The organism is Acidovorax sp. DMC1 (assembly GCF_056314325.1).
Window position 1 is genome coordinate 188,911 of the sequence record NZ_JBQUYO010000006.1, and the last position, 19,298, is coordinate 208,208.

Annotated in this window: 18 protein-coding genes; 7 read left to right on the forward strand and 11 right to left on the reverse strand. The window is 63.4% G+C overall.

What is annotated here, in order from left to right; all coding sequences use genetic code 11:
• Positions 1–23 precede the first annotated feature (23 nt).
• The 5 genes from trxA (at position 24) to ACT531_RS14400 (ending at position 5,501) form a co-directional block, all read left to right on the forward strand.
• A complete protein-coding gene (gene trxA / locus ACT531_RS14380; RefSeq protein WP_015013596.1) occupies positions 24–356 on the forward strand; it encodes a thioredoxin TrxA in 333 nt (110 codons plus the stop codon).
• 276 nt (positions 357–632) lie between these two features.
• The gene (gene rho, locus ACT531_RS14385) at positions 633–1,895 is read left to right on the forward strand and encodes a transcription termination factor Rho (protein WP_060987513.1); all 1,263 of its coding nucleotides are present in this window, start codon (positions 633–635) and stop codon (positions 1,893–1,895) included.
• Positions 1,896–2,069: 174 nt separating this feature from the next.
• Positions 2,070–2,324 (forward strand): type B 50S ribosomal protein L31, encoded by a 255-nt coding sequence (locus ACT531_RS14390; RefSeq protein WP_015013594.1) that lies wholly within the window; start codon positions 2,070–2,072, stop codon positions 2,322–2,324.
• A 109-nt stretch (positions 2,325–2,433) separates the two neighbouring features.
• Positions 2,434–4,134, forward strand: coding sequence for a hypothetical protein (locus ACT531_RS14395; protein ID WP_476017850.1), 1,701 nt, complete (start codon positions 2,434–2,436; stop codon positions 4,132–4,134).
• Positions 4,134–5,501 (forward strand): MATE family efflux transporter, encoded by a 1,368-nt coding sequence (locus ACT531_RS14400; RefSeq protein WP_476017851.1) that lies wholly within the window; start codon positions 4,134–4,136, stop codon positions 5,499–5,501. The genes ACT531_RS14395 and ACT531_RS14400 overlap by 1 nt, the downstream gene beginning before the upstream one ends.
• Here ACT531_RS14400 and phoR read toward each other — a convergent pair.
• The 7 genes from phoR to pstS all read right to left on the reverse strand — a co-directional run bounded on the left by phoR (position 5,455) and on the right by pstS (position 12,267).
• Positions 5,455–6,798, reverse strand: a complete 1,344-nt coding sequence (gene phoR, locus ACT531_RS14405; protein ID WP_110959046.1) for a phosphate regulon sensor histidine kinase PhoR — start codon at positions 6,796–6,798, stop codon at positions 5,455–5,457. The genes ACT531_RS14400 and phoR overlap by 47 nt on opposite strands.
• A gap of 165 nt (positions 6,799–6,963) precedes the next feature.
• On the reverse strand, positions 6,964–7,671 hold the full coding sequence (gene phoB / locus ACT531_RS14410; RefSeq protein ID WP_015013590.1) for a phosphate regulon transcriptional regulator PhoB: 708 nt from the start codon (positions 7,669–7,671) through the stop codon (positions 6,964–6,966).
• 20 nt (positions 7,672–7,691) lie between these two features.
• Positions 7,692–8,393, reverse strand: a complete 702-nt coding sequence (gene phoU / locus ACT531_RS14415) for a phosphate signaling complex protein PhoU (RefSeq protein ID WP_010457902.1) — start codon at positions 8,391–8,393, stop codon at positions 7,692–7,694.
• A gap of 11 nt (positions 8,394–8,404) precedes the next feature.
• Entirely contained in the window at positions 8,405–9,187 is a 783-nt protein-coding gene (pstB, locus tag ACT531_RS14420) for a phosphate ABC transporter ATP-binding protein PstB (protein ID WP_015013589.1), read from the reverse strand.
• 61 nt (positions 9,188–9,248) lie between these two features.
• Entirely contained in the window at positions 9,249–10,103 is an 855-nt protein-coding gene (gene pstA, locus ACT531_RS14425; RefSeq protein ID WP_015013588.1) for a phosphate ABC transporter permease PstA, read from the reverse strand.
• Positions 10,104–10,144: 41 nt separating this feature from the next.
• Positions 10,145–11,164 carry a phosphate ABC transporter permease subunit PstC gene (pstC, locus tag ACT531_RS14430; RefSeq protein WP_015013587.1) on the reverse strand — a complete coding sequence of 340 codons (1,020 nt, stop codon included), beginning with the start codon at positions 11,162–11,164 and terminating at the stop codon, positions 10,145–10,147.
• Between the two features lie 80 nt (positions 11,165–11,244).
• The gene (gene pstS / locus ACT531_RS14435) at positions 11,245–12,267 is read right to left on the reverse strand and encodes a phosphate ABC transporter substrate-binding protein PstS (RefSeq protein WP_476017852.1); all 1,023 of its coding nucleotides are present in this window, start codon (positions 12,265–12,267) and stop codon (positions 11,245–11,247) included.
• A 263-nt stretch (positions 12,268–12,530) separates the two neighbouring features.
• Here pstS and ACT531_RS14440 point away from each other — a divergent pair, with 263 nt between their 5' ends.
• Together ACT531_RS14440 and ACT531_RS14445 are read left to right on the forward strand one after the other, a co-directional pair.
• Positions 12,531–14,009 (forward strand): Ppx/GppA phosphatase family protein, encoded by a 1,479-nt coding sequence (locus ACT531_RS14440; protein ID WP_209820399.1) that lies wholly within the window; start codon positions 12,531–12,533, stop codon positions 14,007–14,009.
• Between the two features lie 51 nt (positions 14,010–14,060).
• Positions 14,061–14,579 carry a hypothetical protein gene (locus tag ACT531_RS14445; protein WP_476017853.1) on the forward strand — a complete coding sequence of 173 codons (519 nt, stop codon included), beginning with the start codon at positions 14,061–14,063 and terminating at the stop codon, positions 14,577–14,579.
• 63 nt (positions 14,580–14,642) lie between these two features.
• Here ACT531_RS14445 and ACT531_RS14450 read toward each other — a convergent pair whose 3' ends face one another.
• The 4 genes from ACT531_RS14450 to ACT531_RS14465 all read right to left on the reverse strand — a co-directional run bounded on the left by ACT531_RS14450 (position 14,643) and on the right by ACT531_RS14465 (position 19,296).
• Positions 14,643–15,107 (reverse strand): SixA phosphatase family protein, encoded by a 465-nt coding sequence (locus ACT531_RS14450; RefSeq protein ID WP_476017854.1) that lies wholly within the window; start codon positions 15,105–15,107, stop codon positions 14,643–14,645.
• Positions 15,104–17,164, reverse strand: coding sequence for a polyphosphate kinase 1 (gene ppk1 / locus ACT531_RS14455; RefSeq protein WP_209820396.1), 2,061 nt, complete (start codon positions 17,162–17,164; stop codon positions 15,104–15,106). Before ppk1 ends, ACT531_RS14450 begins: the two co-directional genes overlap by 4 nt.
• Before the next feature lie 174 nt (positions 17,165–17,338).
• Complete coding sequence (locus ACT531_RS14460) at positions 17,339–18,430, reverse strand: glycosyltransferase family 4 protein (protein ID WP_476017855.1); 1,092 nt, start codon at positions 18,428–18,430, stop codon at positions 17,339–17,341.
• Positions 18,427–19,296, reverse strand: a complete 870-nt coding sequence (locus tag ACT531_RS14465) for a UDP-2,3-diacylglucosamine diphosphatase (RefSeq protein ID WP_422849264.1) — start codon at positions 19,294–19,296, stop codon at positions 18,427–18,429. The genes ACT531_RS14460 and ACT531_RS14465 overlap by 4 nt, the downstream gene beginning before the upstream one ends.
• Positions 19,297–19,298 lie beyond the last annotated feature (2 nt).

Genomic DNA, 19,298 nt, shown 5'->3' on the forward strand with positions numbered 1-19,298 from the left:
TGATCAAAAACAAGGAATCCGCCATGGCCAGCGAACTCATCAAACATGTCTCTGACGCCAGCTTCGAAGCCGACGTGCTGAAAACAGGCACCCCCGTGCTGGTGGACTACTGGGCCGAGTGGTGCGGCCCCTGCAAGATGATTGCCCCCATCCTCGACGAAGTCGCAGGCACCTACCAGGGCAAACTGCAGATCGCGAAGATGAACGTGGACGAGAACCGCGAGATCCCCGCCAAGTTCGGCATTCGCGGTATTCCCACCCTGATGCTGTTCAAGGACGGCCAGCTGGCCGCCACCAAGGTCGGCGCGATGAGCAAGGCCCAATTGACCGCCTTCATCGACCAGCAACTGGCCTGACCCACACCCCAAGCCCCTCGGCAACACCGCCGCTGGGGCTTTTTTCGTTGAGCGATAGACCTGCGGGTAAATAACAAGCGGACAGCCGTGCAAGGCAAGGCGTTGCGCCTCTGAAGCCCCCGCATTTTTTCCTGTCATAATTCCCACAGATCACCGGGCTGCACGCATTGGCAGCCGGACCAAGATCCCTGGCGAGCCGGACCTGCAAACAGCAGCCCATCCGGCATCAGCCCACCTCCCCCAAGATTCATACCAGCTCCGCCAAGGAGTCAATCCATGCACTTAAATGAACTCAAGGCACTGCACGTGTCTGAAGTCCTGAAGCAGGCCGAAGAACTCGAAATCGAAAACACGGGCCGCATGCGCAAGCAGGAGTTGATGTTTGCAATCATCAAGAAGCGCGCCAAGGCGGGCGAGCAGGTGTTTGCGGATGGTGTGCTGGAAATCCTGCCCGACGGTTTTGGCTTCCTGCGCAGCCCTGACACCAGCTTCACGGCCAGCACCGACGACATCTACATCAGCCCCAGCCAGGTGCGCCGCTTCAACCTGCACACCGGCGACATGATCGAAGGTGAAGTGCGCACACCCAAGGACGGCGAGCGCTACTTTGCCCTGACCAAGCTGGATTCGGTCAACGGCGGCCCGCCGGAGCAGAACAAGCACAAGGTGATGTTCGAGAACCTGACGCCCCTGTTCCCCAAGGAACAGATGCGCCTGGAGCGCGACATCAAGGGCGACGAGAACATCACCGGCCGCATCATAGACATCATCGCCCCCATCGGCCGTGGCCAGCGCGCGCTGATCGTGGCGCCGCCCAAGAGCGGCAAGACGGTGATGATGCAGCACATCGCCCACGCCATCACCGCCAACAACCCCGACGTGCACCTGATGGTGCTGCTGGTGGACGAGCGCCCTGAAGAAGTGACCGAAATGCAGCGCACGGTCAAGGGCGACATCATTGCTTCCACCTTCGATGAACCCGCCGCCCGCCACGTGCACGTGGCCGAGATGGTGATCGAGCGTGCCAAGCGCTTGGTCGAATTGAAGAAGGACGTGGTGATCCTGCTGGACTCCATCACCCGCCTGGCCCGCGCCTACAACAACGTCGTGCCATCGAGTGGCAAGGTGCTGTCGGGCGGTGTGGACGCTGCCGCACTGCAGCGCCCCAAGCGCTTCTTTGGCGCGGCCCGCAAGGTCGAGGAAGGCGGCTCGCTCACCATCATCGCCACCGCGCTGGTCGATACCGGCAGCCGTATGGACGAAGTGATCTTTGAAGAGTTCAAGGGCACGGGCAACTGCGAAATCCACCTGAACCGCCGCCTGTATGAAAAGCGCGTGTTCCCCGCCATCGAACTCAACAAGAGCGGCACGCGCCGCGAAGAGTTGCTGCTGGCGCCCGAGATCTTGCAGAAGACCCGGATCCTGCGCCAGTTCATGTACAACATGGACGAGATCGAGTCGATGGAACTAATGATCAAAAACATGAAGGCCACGAAAACCAACGTGGACTTCTTCGACATGATGCGTCGTGGCGGGTAACACCCACTGAGGCGCTTGTGCGGCGGCGCTGGCCTGGGCCAGGTCATCCTCCCAGGCACGCTGCCAGAGCGAAATCGAGCAAATCGCCGTCTGTGCAATAATAGAGGGCTTTTTCTTGCGGAAAGTACATCGGACTGGCCGGTGCGGCTCCCGCAGTTGACTCAAAGGAAGATCATGAAAGAAGGCATTCACCCCAACTACCGCGAAGTTCTGTTCGTGGACCTGTCCAACGGTTTCAAGTTCGTGACCCGCTCGTGCGTGAACACCAAGGAAACCGAAACCCACGAAGGCAAGGAATACCCGCTGTTCAAGCTGGATACTTCTTCTGAATCGCACCCCTTCTACACCGGCACGCAAAAGTCGGTGGACAACATGGGTGGCCGCGTGGAACGCTTCCGCAACCGTTTCGGCAAGACCGCAGCGAAGTAATTCGCCCCTGCGATCCCGCCAAAAAGGCAGCCCGGGCAACCGGGCTGCCTTTTTTCATGGGTTTTGCCTTTATTCTCGGTGGCTCCTTTGCCCAGCCGCCCACTGCCGCGTGACTCTACCCACCCCCGCCATCGTTACCCAGAACGCCGTCAGCCCGCTGCCCCGCTGGGCGCTGCTGCTGCTTTGCATTGCCTACGTAGTGCCCGGCTTCGTGGGCCGCGATCCGTGGAAAAACGCAGACGTCACCGCCTTTGGCTACATGCTGGAGCTGGCCCAGGGACGCACTCCCTGGCTCAGTCCGCTGCTCGGCGGCATGCCCCCCGAAACCGAAGGTCTGCTGCCCTACTGGCTGGGCGCCTGGGCCGTGCAGATGGCACCGTCCTGGCTGTCGCCGGAGATGGCGGCCCGCATGCCGTTCATCGCGCTCCTGGTCATCACCCTGATGGCCACCTGGTATGGCGTGTACTACCTAGCCCGCAGCCCGGGTGCCCAACCGGTTGCGTTTGCTTTTGGCGGCGAGGCTTCCCCACTGGACTATGCGCGTGCGATTGCCGATGGCGCCTTGCTGGCGCTGATCGCCTGCCTGGGCCTGGCGCAGCTGTCGCATGAAGTCACAAGCTATCTGGCGCAGCTGGGCTGCACCGCTTTGCTGTTCTTTGCGGTGGCCGCCATGCCTCACCGCACCGTGGCGCCGGCCGTGGCATTGGTGCTGGGCATGGCCGGGCTCACGCTGTCAGGAGCCCCCGCCCTCACGGCCTTGCTAGGCGTGGGCGGCGCGGTGCTGGTGCTGTTTGCGCCTGCAAGCAACACCGACCGCCGCTGGCGCTGGGCTGCCGTGTTGGCAGCCTCCACCCTGGCAGCGGCCGCCCTGGCCCACGGCCTGGACCTGTGGCGCTGGCGGGTTGTGGGGTTCGATGGCGGCGGCAAAGACTGGCTGAGCCTGGCGCGCCTGCTGCTGTGGTTTGGCTGGCCGGCTTGGCCACTGGCCCTGTGGACTTTGTGGCGCTGGCGCCAGCAGATCTTCAGCCGCCCGGGCCAACGGCACCTGCTGGTGCCCCTCTGGTTCACCCTGGTGTCCATCGGAGCCACCATCACCACCCAGCCGGCAGACCGGGCCTTGCTGCTGGGCCTGCCCGCCCTGGCTGCGCTGGCAGCTTTTGCCCTACCCACGCTGCGCCGCAGTGTGGGGGCTTTGATTGACTGGTTCACGCTGCTGTTCTTCACTGCCTCGGCCCTCGCGATCTGGGTGATCTGGATCGCCATGCAGACCGGGGTGCCTGCCAAGCCCGCCGCCAACGTGGCCAAACTGGCGCCCGGGTTTGTGCCCCAGTTTTCGGTGCTGGCTTTGCTGGCGGCCGTGGCGGCCACCGTGGGCTGGTGTGGCCTGGCATGGTGGCGTGCATCCCGCAACCGGGCGCCCATCTGGAAGAGCCTGGTGCTGCCCGCTGGCGGTGCCGCTCTGGGCTGGCTGTTGCTGATGACCCTGTGGCTACCCCTGCTGGACTACGCGCGCAGTTATGGCCCGCAGGTGCGCAGTGTGATCACCGCCCTGGGACCGGATCCCGGCTGCATTCAGACCGTGGGCCTGAACCGCGCTCAGGTGGCGGCACTGCAGTTCCATGGACAGCTGTCGCTGCAGCGCGCGGGCCTGCAGGATGAATGCCTGTGGCTGCTGGTGGACAGCGCCTCCTGGCCCGCGTCCGAGCGCATGGTCCGCGCTGAGCTGTGGGAAGCATGGGCCACCCTGCCCCGCCCCACCGACAAGAACGAAAACCTGCTGCTGTTCCGCCGCGTGGCCCCGGCTCGCTGATGTCGGAGCTGTCCACCATCACCCGGCACGCCGTGACCGTGCTGGCGGGGCAACTGGCGGTCATGGCCTTCGGGGTGACGGACACCATTGTGGCGGGGCGCTACAGCGAATCGTCGCTGGCCGCACTGTCCGTCGGGTCGGCCATTTTCATCAGTGTGTACGTTGCCCTGATGGGCGTGCTGCAGGCCTTGCTCCCTGTGTGGGCTGAACAGCGCGGGGCGCAACAGCCTGAGGCCGTGGGCCAATCGCTGCGACAGGCCCTGTACCTGTGTGCTGCGGCGGCAGTGCTGGGCATGGCGGTGCTGCTGTCGCCGGGCCCGCTGCTGCGCTGGACGGAGGTGCCGCCTGCGCTCCGACCGCAGGTTGAAAACTATCTGGCCGTGCTCGCACTGGCACTCCCGCCCGCCCTACTGTTCCGCATCTACAGCACCCTCAACCAGGCCCTGGGCCATCCGCGCCTGGTCACGTGGCTGCAAGTGGGCTCGCTGTTCATCAAGCTGCCGCTGTCGGTGTGGTTCACCTTTGGCGGCGGGGGGCTACCCGCACAGGGGGTGGTGGGCTGCGCTTGGGCCACGCTCGTCGTCAACTGCAGCATGCTGGCCCTGGCGGTGTGGCTGCTGCGCACGCAGGACATCTATACCCCTCTGGGGCTGTGGCGCCGCATGGAGCCCCCGCACTGGCCCACCATTGCAGGCTTTGCCAAGCTCGGCATTCCGGCAGGCCTGGCCGTGATGGTGGAAGTAACCTCCTTCACCCTGATGGCCTTGTTCATCGCGCGCCAGGGCACCACGTCGGCGGCCGCTCACCAGATCGCTGCCAACATGGCCGCCGTGCTGTACATGGTGCCGCTGTCGCTGTCCATCGCCACCAGTGCGCGGGTGAGCTACTGGCTGGGCGCACAGCAGCCGCAGCGCGCCCGCCAAGTGGTTTTGATGGGTTTTTCGCTGGCTGCGCTAGTGGGTGTTGCCCTGGCAGCTATCTTATTAATAGCAAGATACTCGATCAGCCAGATCTATACCGACAACGCCAGCGTGGCGGCCGTGGCCGGCGCGGTGCTCGGCTGGGTGGCGGCGTACCACGCTGCCGATGCGGTGCAGACGCTATGCGTATTTGTGCTGCGCTGCTACCGCATCACGCTGGCGCCACTGGTGGTGTACTGCGCGCTGCTGTGGGGCGCGGGCCTGGCCGGCGGCTACTGGTTGGCTTATGGAGGCAGCGGGCCTTGGTCGGATGTGGCTTCGCCCACCCCCTTCTGGGCGGCCAGCGCTGCGGCACTTGCAATCACCGCACTGCTGTTCGCCGCCATGCTCTGGCGAGCCATCAGCCCGGCAGGGCAAAACCCCGCAAGCGGTTGGCCGGGAAGGTGACCGAAAACACCGAGCCCTTGCCCAGCGTGCTCGCGATGTCCAGCGTGGCGCCGTGGCGCTGCAGCACATGCTTGACGATGGCCAGGCCCAGCCCGGTGCCACCAGTCTCGCGCGAACGGCTGCGGTCCACCCGATAAAAGCGCTCCGTCAGGCGCGGGATGTGCTCGGGCGCAATGCCGGGACCGGTGTCGTGCACGGAGAACACGGCACTGCCGTCCTCCTTGCGCAGCCACTGCACCTCGATGGAACCACCGCCGGGCGTGTAGCGCACCGCGTTATTGACGAGGTTGGACAAGGCACTTTGCAGTTCGGCAGGCACGCCCGCGATTTCGCCTTCGGCCCGCAGCAGGTCAGCCGCAGGAAAGCGCATCGCATGCGGGCGCTGCTGGTTCTGCGTGAGCAGTACCGACAGGGCGCGGCCCTCCTCCTCGCAGCGCTGCATCAGTGACTGCACCGGCGTCCATTCAGCCATGCCGGGCAGCGGGCTGCCCTCCAGACGCGACAGCGTGAGCAGGTCCTGCACCACGCTTTGCATGCGCTGTGCCTGCTGCGCCATCATGCCCAGGTAGCGCGAGCGCTCGTCGGCGCTCAGCGGCAGGGTCTGCAAGGTTTCGACAAAACCGGTCAGCACCGTGAGCGGTGTGCGGATTTCGTGCGACACATTGGCCACAAAGTCGCGCCGCATCGCATCGGCCTGCTCCAATGCCGTCACATCACGCGACAGCAGCAGCGTGCGGCCGTCGCCGTAAGGGTGCAGGTGCACCGAGATGCGTACGGGCCGCGACGGCGTGCTCAGTCGCCCTTCCAGCACCACGTCGCTGGTGAAGTCCTTGGCGGCGAAGTAAGCCGTGAATTCGGGGTTGCGCAGCAAGTTGCCGATGGACTGCATGACGTCGCGCTGCGCATCAAAGCCAAACTGGTTGGCCGCCATCTGGTTGCACCATTCGATGCGGCCCTGGGCATCCAGCAGCACCACACCGTTGGGGGAGGCCTGCAGGGCGGCCAGGATCTCCTGCAACCGGTCCTGGCTGTCCCGAATCTGCGCCTCCTGCTTGCGCAGCAGCCGCCGCGCACGGTCCGCTGCCTCACCCCAGATGCCACGCATGGACGGCACCGATGCCAGGTCGCCCGTGCGCAACCAGCGCAGCACCCGCACGCCCCGCAGCAAGTCCCAGACGAACCACGCCCAGGCAGCAATGGCGGCCCCCAGCGCAGCGCCCCAGGGCCCGCCTTGCCACCACCCCAGGCCACCACCCGCCAACTGCCACAGCAGGAAAAACGAAATACGCCACAGCATGCGGATTGCAAAGCCTTCTCAGAAACACCAGGGGCGCGACACGCGCGCCCGTTGATCCATCACATCCATCCATCACCACTGCTAATGCACGCCGGCCGCAGTGGCCCGCTGCGCAGCAGCCATCGAGCACGTCGCATCACTCACAGGCGGTAGCCCGCCCGTGCATCAGGCCGACAGCGGTACCTGCGGCTGGGCGGTGAGCCGGTAGCCCGCGCCGCGCACCGTTTCCACCATCACCGACGCTGCACCCAGGGCCTCGCGCAGGCGCTTGACGTGCACGTCCACCGTGCGCTCCTCGATGAAAACATGGTCACCCCACACCTTGTCGAGCAGCTGTGAGCGGCTGTGCACGCGCTCGGCATGCTTCATCAGGAAATGCAGCAGCTTGAACTCAGTGGGCCCCACCTTCAGGGGCTGACCCTGGAAGGTGACCCGGTAGGTCGCGGCGTCCAGCACCAGCTCGCCAATGCTCACGCTGTCGCTCACCTGCTCGGGTGCACGGCGGCGCAGCACCGCACGGATGCGGGCCAACAGCTCCTGCGTGGAAAAAGGCTTGGTGATGTAGTCGTCCGCACCAGCGTCCAAACCGGCCACCTTGTCAGGCTCATCACCACGCGCAGTGAGCATGAGGATAGGGATGGGCTTGGTGCGGCTGTCGGCACGCCACTTGCGCGCCAGCGACAGACCACTCTGCCCGGGCAACATCCAGTCGAGCAGGATCACGTCGGGTAGCACGGCATCCAGCTCGCGCTGCGCGCTGTCGCCGTCTTCCGCCCAGAAGGGCTGGAAACCGTTGTGTCGCAGGTTGACCGCAATCAGCTCGGCAATCGCGGGTTCGTCCTCCACGATGAGGACACGGGGAAGCTTTCTCATGGTGAATCAGCGCCCCGTACTTACAGCACTGCCGACTCGATCTCGTCGAGGGCCGTGTGACGCACGTCCTTGCCCTTGACCAGATAGATGATGAGTTCGGCCACGTTCTTGGAATGGTCGCCAATGCGCTCGATGGCCTTGGCGAGGAACAGCAGATCCAGGCTGGGGGAGATGGTGCGGGGGTCTTCCATCATGTAGGTGATGAGCTTGCGCACGAAGCCGTCGAACTCCTTGTCGATGAGGTCATCCTCCTTGAGGATGGCCACCGCCGCCTTCACGTCCAGCCGCGCAAATGCATCCAGCGTCTTGCGCAGCTGGCCCGAGGCCAGCTCGGCCGCCACACGCAGGTCGCTCGATGGCAACGAACGCGGCGCACCGCCTTCGATGATGGAGCGCACCATGCGTGCCATCTTGTTGGCCTCGTCGCCCATGCGCTCCAGATTGGCTGTGGCCTTGGAGAAGGCCAGCAGCAGGCGCAGGTCGCGCGCGGTGGGCTGGCGGCGGGCGATGATGGAGGACAGCTCCTGGTCGATCTCGACCTCCATCGCGTTGATGCGGGTCTCCATCGAGGCCACCGTCTCCACGGCTTCCAGGCTGAATTGCGACAGCGCGTACACCGCCTGGCGAATCTGGGACTCCACCAGGCCGCCCATTTCCATGACGCGGGCAGAGACGCTGTTGAGTTCGCTGTCGAACTGGGACGAAAGATGTTTATCGGGCATCTGCTGTCTCCTTAGCCGAAACGGCCGGTGATGTAGTCTTCGGTTTCTTTGCGCTCGGGTTTGAAGAAGATCTGCTCGGTGGCGCCGAACTCGATCATCTCGCCCAGGTACATATAGGCGGTGTAGTCGCTGCAGCGGGCGGCCTGCTGCATGTTGTGGGTCACGATGGCAATGGTGTAGTCGTGCTTGAGTTCGTCGATCAGCTCTTCGATCTTGGCGGTGGACAGCGGGTCCAGCGCCGAGGTGGGCTCGTCGAGCAACAGCACGGAAGGCTTCACCGCCACGCTGCGCGCAATGCACAGGCGCTGCTGCTGGCCGCCGGAGAGCGACAGGCCGCTCTGGTGCAGCTTGTCCTTCACCTCGGTCCAGAGCGCCGCCTTGGACAGCGCCCATTCCACGCGGTCGTCCATCTCGCTCTTGCTCAGCGTCTCGTACAGCTTCACACCGAACGCGATGTTGTCGTAGATAGACATGGGGAACGGCGTGGGCTTCTGGAACACCATGCCGATGCGGGCGCGCAGCAGGTTGATGTCCTGCTTGGGGTCCAGGATGTCCTGGCCATAGAAGCTGATGGAACCCTCGGCGCGCTGGCCGGGGTACAGGCTGTACATGCGGTTGAGTGTGCGCAGCAGCGTGGACTTGCCACAGCCCGAGGGGCCGATGAAGGCAGTGACCTTGTGCTCGGCGATGTCCAGGCTCACGTTGCGCAGGCCCTGGAACTTGCCGTAGAAAAAACTCAGGTTACGCAGCTCCAGCGCGTTCTTGCTGGCAGTGGCGGTAGCAGTGGCGTTCATTGTCAATTCCTGAAAATGGAGGCAGTCTTGTCGATTGTGTTGGCCGGATCAGCAACCGGTATCAGACGCGGTTCTTTTCGCGCAGGAACACCCGCGCCACGACGTTGAGGATCAGCACCGACAGCGTGATGAGCAGCGCACCACCCCAGGCCAGGCGCACCCAGTTTTCGTAAGGGCTCAGCGCAAACTGGAAGATCACGACTGGCAGGTTGGCCATGGGCGCATTCATGTTGGTGCTGAAGAACTGGTTGTTCAGCGCGGTGAACAGCAGAGGCGCGGTCTCGCCGCTGATGCGGGCCACGGCCAGCAGCAGACCGGTCATCACGCCGCTGCGGGCGGCGCGCAGGGTGACCATGGTGGAGACCTTCCAGCGCGGCGCGCCCAAGGCGAAGGCGGCTTCGCGCAGGCTGCCGGGTACCAGGCGCAACATGTTCTCGGTGGTGCGCACCACCACTGGCACGGCGATGAGCGAGAGCGCCAGGCTGCCCGCCCAGCCCGAGAAGTTGCCCACGGTAGCGACCGCAATGGCATATACGAACAGGCCCAGCACAATGGAAGGGGCCGACAGCATGATGTCCGTCACAAAGCGGGTCAGTTCGGCGGTCTTGCTCTGGTCCCCGTATTCGGCCAGGTACACCCCCGCCAGCACGCCGATGGGCGTGGACACCAGCACGGTGAAGCCCACCATCAGCAGGCTGCCCACGATGGCGTTGGCCAGGCCACCGCCGTCGGAGCCGGGCGCTGGGGTGGACTGAGTGAACATGTTCCAGTCCAAAGCGGCAAAACCGTTGGACAGGAGCACGCTCAGGATCCAGAGCAGCACGAACAGGCCCAGTGCCATGGCGCCCAGTGACAGGGTCAGGCCAATGGCGTTGGAGCGACGGCGCTTTGCGTAGAGTTGTTGATTGAATTCCATGGAGCTTGTCTCTGAAGAGGGTCGGGAGCGGGCTGCAGGGCTTACAGGCCCTTGGCCTTCTCGGCGCGCAGCAGCATGATCTTGGCGGCCGACAGCACCACAAACGTGATCACGAACAGCAGGAAGCCCAGGGCGAACAGTGTGGACAAGTGGAAGTCCGCCGCTTCGCCGAACTCATTGGCCAGCGTGGATGCGATGGACGTGCCGGGCGAGAACAGAGAGGTGGGCATGCGGTTGGCGTTGCCGATCACGAAAGTGACGGCCATGGTCTCGCCCAAGGCCCTGCCCAGGCCCAGCATCACGCCGCCAATCACACCCTTCTGCGTGTAGGGCAGCACCACCCGGCGCACCACCTCCCAGGTCGTGCAGCCCAGGCCGTAGGCGGACTCGCGCAGGATGGGGGGAACGATCTCGAACACATCGCGCATCACGGCCGCCACAAAGGGCAGCACCATGAAGGCCAGCACGATGCCAGCAGCCAGGATGCCAAAGCCGTTGGTACTGCCGCCAAACAGGAAGCCAATCAACGGCATGGACCCGAGCAGCTTTTGCACCGGTACCTGGAAATGGTCTGCGAACAACGGCGCAAACACAAACAGACCAAACATGCCATAGATGATTGACGGCACGGCCGCCAGCAACTCCACCGCCGTGCCGAGCGGGCGGCGCAGCCACACGGGGCAGGTTTCTGTGAGAAAGAGGGCAATGCCAAATGCCAGCGGCACGGCGATCAGCAGTGCAATGCCAGCGCTGGCGAGGGTGCCGACGATGGCAATCGCCGCACCAAATTCTTCATTGATGATGTCCCACTCAGCGCGCCAGATGAACTGGATGCCAAACTTGTGGAAAGCTGGCCACGCGTAAATGAACAGCGAGACGATGATGCCCAGCAGCGCCACCAGCACCAGCAGCGACAGGCTCTGGGTCAGCCGATGGAAAACGATATCCTGCAGCCGCTGCCGCTTGGCAATCGACACCATGGACGGTGTGGGGGCGTCCGTCGTCTTGACGGACACGGGTTGCGAACTCATGGTGGTTCCCACGCTCATGTTGACTCCCATCTGGCTTCTGGAGACCCCACAAACCAGCGCCCATCGGCCAGACCTGCCGACCGATGGGCACTATTCTGGGGCAAACCGCTTTACTTCTTGATTTGCGACCAGACCTTGGAGCGGATTTCCGCAGTCAGGCTGTCGGGCAGTGGCACATAGTCCAACTCCGAAGCCATGCCCTTGCCGTTCTTAAAGGCCCAATCAAAGAACTTCAGCACTTCCGCCGATTGCGCCTTGTCGGCAGGGTCCTTGTACATGAGGATGAAGGACGCCGTGCTCACGGGCCAGCTGTTGGCCCCCTTGGCGTTCACCATCGAAATCCCCATGCCAGGCACGCTGAACCAGTCAGCGCTGGCGGCTGCCGCAGCAAAGGTGGCATCGTCAGGCGACACATACTTGCCATCGGCGTTCTGCAGCTGCAGGAATGTCATGTTGTTCTTCTTGACGTAGGCGTACTCCACGTAGCCCAGCGCACCCTTCACACGGGTCACGTTCGCCGCAACGCCTTCATTGCCCTTGCCGCCCACGGAAGACTGAGCAGGCCACTTCACCGCAGCACCCTTGCCCACCGTATCAGCCCACTCCTTGCTGACGGAGCTCAGATAGTCGGTCCAGTTGAACGTGGTGCCAGAGCCATCGGCGCGGTGCACGATGGTGATGTTTTGGTCGGGCAGTGTCTTGCCGGGGTTCAGAGCTGCCAGCTTGGCATCATTCCACTTGGTAATCTTGCCCAGGTACATTTCGGCCAGCACGGGGCCGGTCACGCGCAGTTCGCCGGGCTTGAAGCCGTCCAGGTTCACCACAGGCACGGTGCCGCCGATGATGGCAGGAAACTGCACCATGCCGTCTTTTTCCAGCTCAGCGCCCGACAGTGGGGCATCGGTCGCGCCAAAAGCCACGGTCTTGGCGCGGATCTGGCGAATACCGCCCGAGGAACCGATGGACTGGTAGTTCAGGCCCACGCCGGTTTCCTTCTTGTAGGCTTCCGCCCACTTGGCATACATCGGGAAAGGGAACGTGGCGCCAGCGCCGGTGATGTCTGCCGCAAAGGCGTTGCCCACTGCCAGGGCGGCCAGTGCTACTGCGACGGTTTTGAGAAATACGCGTTTCATGAGGTACCTTTCGGCAGGGGTTAACAGGAACACAGCGAACTCTAGAGACCTATCGTGACAATTCGGTGACACAAAAGACCACCCCCGGAACATTGCGACAACCGCCATGACGCCGTGTACCCGACGTCATGGATGTGTCACACAACCCCATCACACTCCCTCCATAGCCCGATCCGTGCCTGCCCAGGCATTAGCGGCCCACGCCCCGGATCGGGGCACGCGCATCGCGGTACGATGCCGCACGCAGCTCCCACCCAACACACATGCAGAACGGCACACGCCTCGCCGCGGTCGACCTCGGCTCCAACAGTTTTCGCCTGGAAATCGGGCGCTATGAGTTCGGACACATCCAGCGGGTGGAATACCTGAAGGAAACGGTGCGACAGGGCAATGGGCTGGACGAAGACCGCAACCTGACCCGCGACGCGATGGAGCGGGGTTGGGCTTGTCTGGCTCGTTTCGGGGAGCGCTTGGCAGGTTTTCCCCGCGCCCAGGTGCGCGCTGTGGCCACACAGACGCTGCGCGAAGCGCGCAACCGCGAGGAGTTCCTGTCACGCGGCAGTGAGGTGCTGGGATATCCGATTGATGTGGTTTCCGGGCCTGAAGAGGCCCGATTGATCTATCAGGGCGTCGCGCGACTGCTGCCCCAGTCCGACGAGCGCCGCTTGGTTGTGGACATCGGAGGACGATCCACCGAACTCATCCTTGGCGAGCAGTTCACGCCGCATGCGGTGGCCTCTTTCCGGGTAGGCAGCGTGGCCTGGTCACAACGCTATTTTTCCAATGGTGAGTTCTCTCCCCAGGCCTTTCTGGCGGCAGAGATTGCGGCCAAGGCAGTGCTGGACGAGGCGCTCGCAACCTTTCGCCCCGATGCATGGGACATCGCCTATGGGTCGTCGGGCACAGCAGGCGCCGTGGGTGACATTCTGTCTGCCGCTGGAGGATCGCCAGGCCTGATCACCCGCGATGGACTCAACTGGCTGCGGGAGCGTTTGCTCCGCGCCCAAAGTGCCGACCGTCTGCGCCTGGACGGGCTCAAGGAGGAGCGCCGAGCAGTCATCGGGGGTGGCATCAGCGTGCTGCGTGCCGTGTTTGATCTGCTGGATATCCACGAAATGCACGTTGCACAAGGGGCCCTGCGCCAAGGGGCTTTGTATGACCTCCTGGATCGCGAACAACCTGGCACCGACCTGCGCACTGCGACCGTCCAAGGATTGATGCAGCGGTTTGGCGTGGACATGGAGCATGCAGACCGTGTTGCGCGCACTGCCTGCACATTGTTTGACCAGGCTGCCCCGCCCGGTAGCGAACGCGCCAGCCGCAAGCTGGACTGGGCCGCTCGGTTGCACGAGATTGGCTGCCGCATTTCACACAGTGACTACCACCGTCACGGCGCCTACATTCTGGACAACACGGATGCCGCTGGGTTTGCGGTGCCCGAACTGCACCGTCTGGGAGTTCTGGTGCAGGGGCAGCGGGGGAAGGTGCGCAAGCTGGGGGTGGAACTGGGCGATCCGATTTTTGTGCTGCAACTGCTGTGCTTGCGCTTGGCCGTGGCCCTGTGCCACGCACGCCGGGAGCCTGATAGCAAAGGGCTGTCATTGCAGGCGGACGGACAGCGATTTCGGGTCAGCGCGCGCCCGGGATGGGCCATCGCATACCCCCAGTCGGCCCACCTTCTGCGCGAAGAAGTTCAAGCTTGGCAAAAAACCCCATGGGAGCTGGCTGTGGACATGCCTTGAGGGGAAACAAAAACGGTATAAACTGTTTATACCGTTTATCAATCTTCTGCCATGACCACTGCCACCACAACCCCCAGCCCCATCGTCACCCCAGCCGCTGAGCCAGTCAAAGCTGCCAAGACAACCAAGCCGGTAACGGCACCCAAGGCTCCAAAGGCATCCAAGGCTGCAAAGCCCGCCAAAAAGGCTGCGGCAGAAAAGGCGCCAGCCTCCAAGCCAGCCACCGCGACCAAGCCTGCCAAGGCAGTGGCTGCAGTGAAGGCCACGGAGCCCAAGGGCAAAAAGCCCAAACTGGTCCGTGACAGCTTCACCATCCCCAAAGACGAGTACGCGGTACTCGACACCCTGAAAGACCGCGCCACAGCACTGGCCCACCCTGTCAAAAAAAGCGAGCTGCTGCGCGCAGGGCTCAAGGTGCTCGCGGGTCTGTCAGACAGCGCGTTGCGCAGCGCCTTGCAAGCTGTGCCGTCGATCAAGACCGGGCGCCCCAAGGCCGATGCAGCAGAAGCCGCGCCAACAACCCCTGCCAAGCCAGCGACCAAGGCCGGCGGCAAAGCCGGTCGCAAGTAAGTCTGTCCCAAGACACGGCGTGTCCAGAGCGAGCGCTTTCGCACTCGGACATCGCCGGGCAAGTTACAGAAATTCGGGGGACTGCACCGCCATCAGGACGGTCTGGCTGTGATCCCAGCGCTGGCGCTGGCGCAACCACCATACAGAGCCCTTGCGCACGGGGCATTCAGGGGCCTGGAGTTGCAGCAAGTGGGCAACGGTCTGGCCCAGCATGGGCTGGTGGCCCACCACCAGCACCGCCCCCTTGGCGCGAGGCCACTGCACCAGCTCCAGCAAATCCTGGGGCGTTCCTCCAGGCAACAGCTCAGCGCGCATCTTGAATTTGCGTCCCAGGGCATGGGCCGTCTGCTCCGTTCGCCGCGCGGGACTCGCCACCACCCTGAGGCCCTCCGGCAACTGCCGGTCCAACCAAGCAGCCATCCGCGCTGCCTGCTTCTCGCCCCGGGGCGTGAGCGGGCGGGCCAGGTCATCCCCGCCGTCCTGGGCTTCCTCCGCCTCGGCGTGACGCCAGAGAATCAAGTCCATCATGCGGCCCCTGGCTCCTTGCGGCCAAGGACTGGGCGCGGCCCGTAGCGCACCATCAAGGCGTTCTGTGCGCCATGACCATCCACAGGATGTGCTGCGCGGTCGTAAATGCCGGCTGCATTCAATGTCCAGGCATCCCGGTCATCGCACAGGTACGCCACCAAACACTCGTCAATGATCTGCTGCCGCAGCTTGGCGTCCGTGACGGGCCACGCCAGCTCCACGCGACGCATCATGTTGCGGTTCATCCAGTCGGCGCTCGACAGGTACAGGTCTTCTTCATCACCCGCACAGAAGTAGAAAACACGGGTGTGCTCCAGAAACCGTCCAATCACCGAGCGCACGCGGATGTTGTCAGTCACTCCCGGCACCTGGGGCGCCAGCATGCAGGCCCCTCGCACAATCAGATCGATGCGCGCACCGCGCTGCCCGGCGAGGATCAACGCACGCATGAGCCCCTCATCTGTCAGGGCGTTCATCTTGGCCACGATCCGCGCTTCTTCGCCACGGCTTGCCGCCAGACCTACGCGCTCGATTTTTTCGATCATGCGGCGGTGCAGATGGAACGGCGCCAGCATGAGCTTACGCAGCTTGGGAGGCCGGTTCTGGCTGGCCAGATGATTGAAAACACCATCCATGTCGGCCGTGGTCTCTTCGTCGGCCGTGAGGTAGCTCAGGTCGGTATACAGCTTGGCTGTGCGCACGTTGTAGTTGCCGGTGGACAGGTGTCCATAACGGCGCAACTGCCGCCCCTCGCGTCGCGTGACGAGCAGCATCTTGGCGTGGGTCTTGAGGCCCACCACGCCATAGACCACCTGCGCCCCAATCGACTCCAGCGCCTCGGCCCAGTTGATATTGGCCTCTTCGTCAAAGCGTGCCTTCAGCTCCACCACGGCCATCACCTCTTTGCCCCGGCGCACTGCCTCGCTGAGCAGGTCCATGAGCTCCGAGTCGGAACCGGTGCGGTAGATGGTCTGCTTGATGACCAGCACCTGCGGGTCGTTCACGGCCTCCCGCAAAAAGGCCAGCAACCCATCAAAGCTCTCGAAGGGCTGATGGATCAACACGTCGCGCTCGCGCAGTTGCCCCATGATCGACACCCCAGGCTGGAGCTGACGCGGCCAGGCGGAACTCCACGGCGGAAAGAGCAATGCGGGATCGTTCACCAAATCCACCAGCTGATTCAGGCGCACCAGGTTCACAGGACCATGCACACGGTACAGGGCCGCGTTGGGCAGATCGAACTGCTGCAGCAGAAAGTCAGACAGAAAGCGAGAACAGCCTGCTGAGACTTCCAGGCGCACCGCCTGTCCGTAATGGCGTTGCTGAAGGCCTTGCCGCAAGGCGGTGCGCAGATTCCGCACATCCTCCTCGTCCAGGGCCAGGTCGGAGTGGCGCGTCACCCGGAACTGCGAGAACTCCGTCACCTCTCGGCCAGGAAACAGATCCTCCAGATGCGCACGCACGATGCTGGACAAGCTGACGAACAACATCCCGTCGGGCGCCACCTTCTTCGGCATGCGGATCAGACGGGGCAAGGCACGCGGTACCTTGACGATGGCGATTTCATTCTCGCGGCCAAAGGCATCATGTCCCTTGAGACGCACAATGAAGTTCAACGATTTATTGGCCACCTGCGGAAACGGGTGGGCCGGATCGAGTCCCACCGGGATCAACAGGGGGCGGACCTCGCGGGCAAAATATTCATGCACCCAGCGCCTCTGCTCTGCGGACCGGTCACCATGCGCCACGATATGGATGCCATGCTGCCCAAACGCAGGGACCAGCACTTCGTTGTACAGCGCATATTGACGCTCGACCAAGTCATGAACCTGAGCGGACAGCGCCTCAAAAGACGCTGCGGTATAGATGCCCTTGGTCTCGCCTTTCTTCGCCGCCGTGATGTGCGCTGCCGCACGCACCTCAAAGAATTCGTCGAGATTGGACGAGACGATGCACAGATAGCGCAGCCGCTCCAGCAGCGGCACATCCGTACGGGCCGCCCAGTCGAACACGCGTTCATTGAACGCGAGAATGCTGTGGTCACGATCCAGAAACATATGGGGAGCACCGCCTGTGACAGGCTCTGCCACCCCAGTATCGCTGTCATGTGACACGGAGTGCAAGGAGTTTCCGGCGGCATCGGGGTGCTCGCGCTGCAAAGGGATGGAATCGGCGGTAGGCAGGGGCGGCATGGATACGCGGGTGCAGCAATTGCGGAATCGCTGCAGTATTTAACGCCCAGATGACAACTGCGTGACAGACTTTGTGACAGACACAGGCGCTCCCTGTGAGCTGGAGCGGGCAGGCACCAAATACTGTTGAAACAGCCGGGCTGCATGTGCCCAAGTGAATTCCAGTGCCCGGGTTCGTGCCTCGGACCTCGGTATAGACAACGCTTGCTGCGTGGCCGCCAAAAGGCTGTCATGCAAAACGCCGCCCAGGGGCGCCCCACCCTCCCCAGCCCCCAACACTTCCCGCGGCCCATCTTCAGGAAATGCCGCCACCGGCGTGCCGCAAGCCATGGCCTCCAGCATGACCAGCCCAAAGGTTTCGGAGCGGCTTGGAAACACAAAGACATCGGCCGAGGCATAGACCTGTGCCAGCGAATCCCGGTCCAGGATGCCAAGCCACCGCACTTGCGGGTACTTGGCTTTCAGCCGTGCTTCGAGCGGGCCCACACCACATACGACCTTGGTGCCTGGCATATCTAACTGCAAAAAGGCGTCAATGTTCTTTTCATACGAGATACGGCCCACGTACAGGGCCACCGGATGGGCCAGCACGCCCGTGAGCGGGCTCTGGCAGACCTCGCCATGGAATCGGAACGCCTGGGTATCCACACCATGCGTCCACAAGCGCAGGTGGCTGAAGCCCCGCTGCTGCAGCATTTGCAAGACACCCTGTGTGGGCACCATGACCCCTGATGAGGGACGATGAAAATGCCTGAAAAGCGCATACCCCCAACCCAGCGGTATACGCAGGGCGGCCTGCAGGATCTCAGGAAAGCGCGTATGAAAGGCCGTGGTGAAAGCCAGGCCACGCTTGAGGCAGTAGCGGCGACCCGCCCACCCCAGAGGCCCCTCGGTCGCCAGATGAATGGCATCTGGCTGCAAGGCATCCAGCTTCTGGGCAAGCACCTTGTAGGGGCGCACAGCCAGGTCAATGCCCGCGTAACCGGGGCATGGACGGGTCGCAAACTGTCCGGGGTGGAACACGTGCACATCGTGCCCGGCATCCTCCAGCTCGCGAACCAACTCCACCAGCGTGGTCACCACGCCATTGACCTGGGGCAGCCATGCATCGGTCAGCAACGCGATCCTCATGCGGGCACCTGTTCGGTCTGGTGGGACACATGGGTCGCAGGAGTGGCGGGCCAGTACAACAGCTCTAGTCGGCCATCCAGGTGTTCGACCAGCGCTGTGTGGCTCTCCACCCAGTCGCCATCGTTGCAATATAAGGTCCCGTTGATCTCGCGCATCTCCGCGCGGTGGATATGTCCGCAGACTACCCCGTCGTGCCCACGGCGGCGGGCCTCGGCGGCCACGGCCACCTCGAAGTCGGTGACATAGTTGAGCGCTTTTTTCACTTTGCCCTTCAGGTAAGCAGACAGCGACCAGTACGGCAGCCCCATGCGGGCTCGCCAGGTGTTCAGATGGCGATTGAGCTTGAGCGTGAATTCATACAGGTTGTCACCCACGTAGGCCAGCCATTTGGCGCACTGGATCACGCCGTCAAAGTGGTCGCCGTGGGTGACCCAGAGGCTGCGCCCATCGGCAGTGGTGTGCACCGCATCGGACACTACCTCAATGCCCCCAAAGGAATGCCCCACAAACGCCCTGGCAAACTCGTCGTGGTTGCCAGGAACAAACACCACACGGCACCCTTTGCGCGCGCGGCGCAGCAGCTTTTGCACCACGTCGTTGTGGGCCTGTGGCCAAAACCAGCGGCGGCGCAACTGCCATCCGTCCACGATGTCCCCCACCAGGTACAGATGGTCGCTGGGATGGTGTTTCAGAAAATCCAGCAACGCGTCAGCCTGGCACCCCGGCGTGCCAAGGTGCAAGTCCGAAATGAACACCGCACGAAACCGCCGCTGACCCGCGAGTGCTGCAGGTGCGTCAGGCTCGGCATCCTGAGCCACCGGAGACTCGTTCAACCAAGGGCCCAGAGCGTCGAACGCGGCACGCACCG

Excerpts from the sequence above, each read along its gene's own strand:
- trxA (WP_015013596.1), top strand. The coding sequence starts at position 24 with ATGGCCAGCGAACTCATCAAACATGTCTCTGACGCCAGCTTCGAAGCC.
- phoU (WP_010457902.1), bottom strand. The coding sequence starts at position 8,393 with ATGCCCGATAAACATCTTTCGTCCCAGTTCGACAGCGAACTCAACAGC.
- ACT531_RS14450 (WP_476017854.1), bottom strand. The coding sequence starts at position 15,107 with ATGATGGACTTGATTCTCTGGCGTCACGCCGAGGCGGAGGAAGCCCAG.
- pstS (WP_476017852.1), bottom strand. The coding sequence starts at position 12,267 with ATGAAACGCGTATTTCTCAAAACCGTCGCAGTAGCACTGGCCGCCCTG.
- pstC (WP_015013587.1), bottom strand. The coding sequence starts at position 11,164 with ATGGGAGTCAACATGAGCGTGGGAACCACCATGAGTTCGCAACCCGTG.
- ACT531_RS14390 (WP_015013594.1), top strand. The coding sequence starts at position 2,070 with ATGAAAGAAGGCATTCACCCCAACTACCGCGAAGTTCTGTTCGTGGAC.
- ACT531_RS14460 (WP_476017855.1), bottom strand. The coding sequence starts at position 18,430 with ATGAGGATCGCGTTGCTGACCGATGCATGGCTGCCCCAGGTCAATGGC.
- ACT531_RS14400 (WP_476017851.1), top strand. The coding sequence starts at position 4,134 with ATGTCGGAGCTGTCCACCATCACCCGGCACGCCGTGACCGTGCTGGCG.
- ppk1 (WP_209820396.1), bottom strand. The coding sequence starts at position 17,164 with ATGTTTCTGGATCGTGACCACAGCATTCTCGCGTTCAATGAACGCGTG.
- rho (WP_060987513.1), top strand. The coding sequence starts at position 633 with ATGCACTTAAATGAACTCAAGGCACTGCACGTGTCTGAAGTCCTGAAG.
- ACT531_RS14445 (WP_476017853.1), top strand. The coding sequence starts at position 14,061 with ATGACCACTGCCACCACAACCCCCAGCCCCATCGTCACCCCAGCCGCT.
- pstB (WP_015013589.1), bottom strand. The coding sequence starts at position 9,187 with ATGAACGCCACTGCTACCGCCACTGCCAGCAAGAACGCGCTGGAGCTG.
- phoB (WP_015013590.1), bottom strand. The coding sequence starts at position 7,671 with ATGAGAAAGCTTCCCCGTGTCCTCATCGTGGAGGACGAACCCGCGATT.
- ACT531_RS14440 (WP_209820399.1), top strand. The coding sequence starts at position 12,531 with ATGCAGAACGGCACACGCCTCGCCGCGGTCGACCTCGGCTCCAACAGT.
- pstA (WP_015013588.1), bottom strand. The coding sequence starts at position 10,103 with ATGGAATTCAATCAACAACTCTACGCAAAGCGCCGTCGCTCCAACGCC.
- phoR (WP_110959046.1), bottom strand. The coding sequence starts at position 6,798 with ATGCTGTGGCGTATTTCGTTTTTCCTGCTGTGGCAGTTGGCGGGTGGT.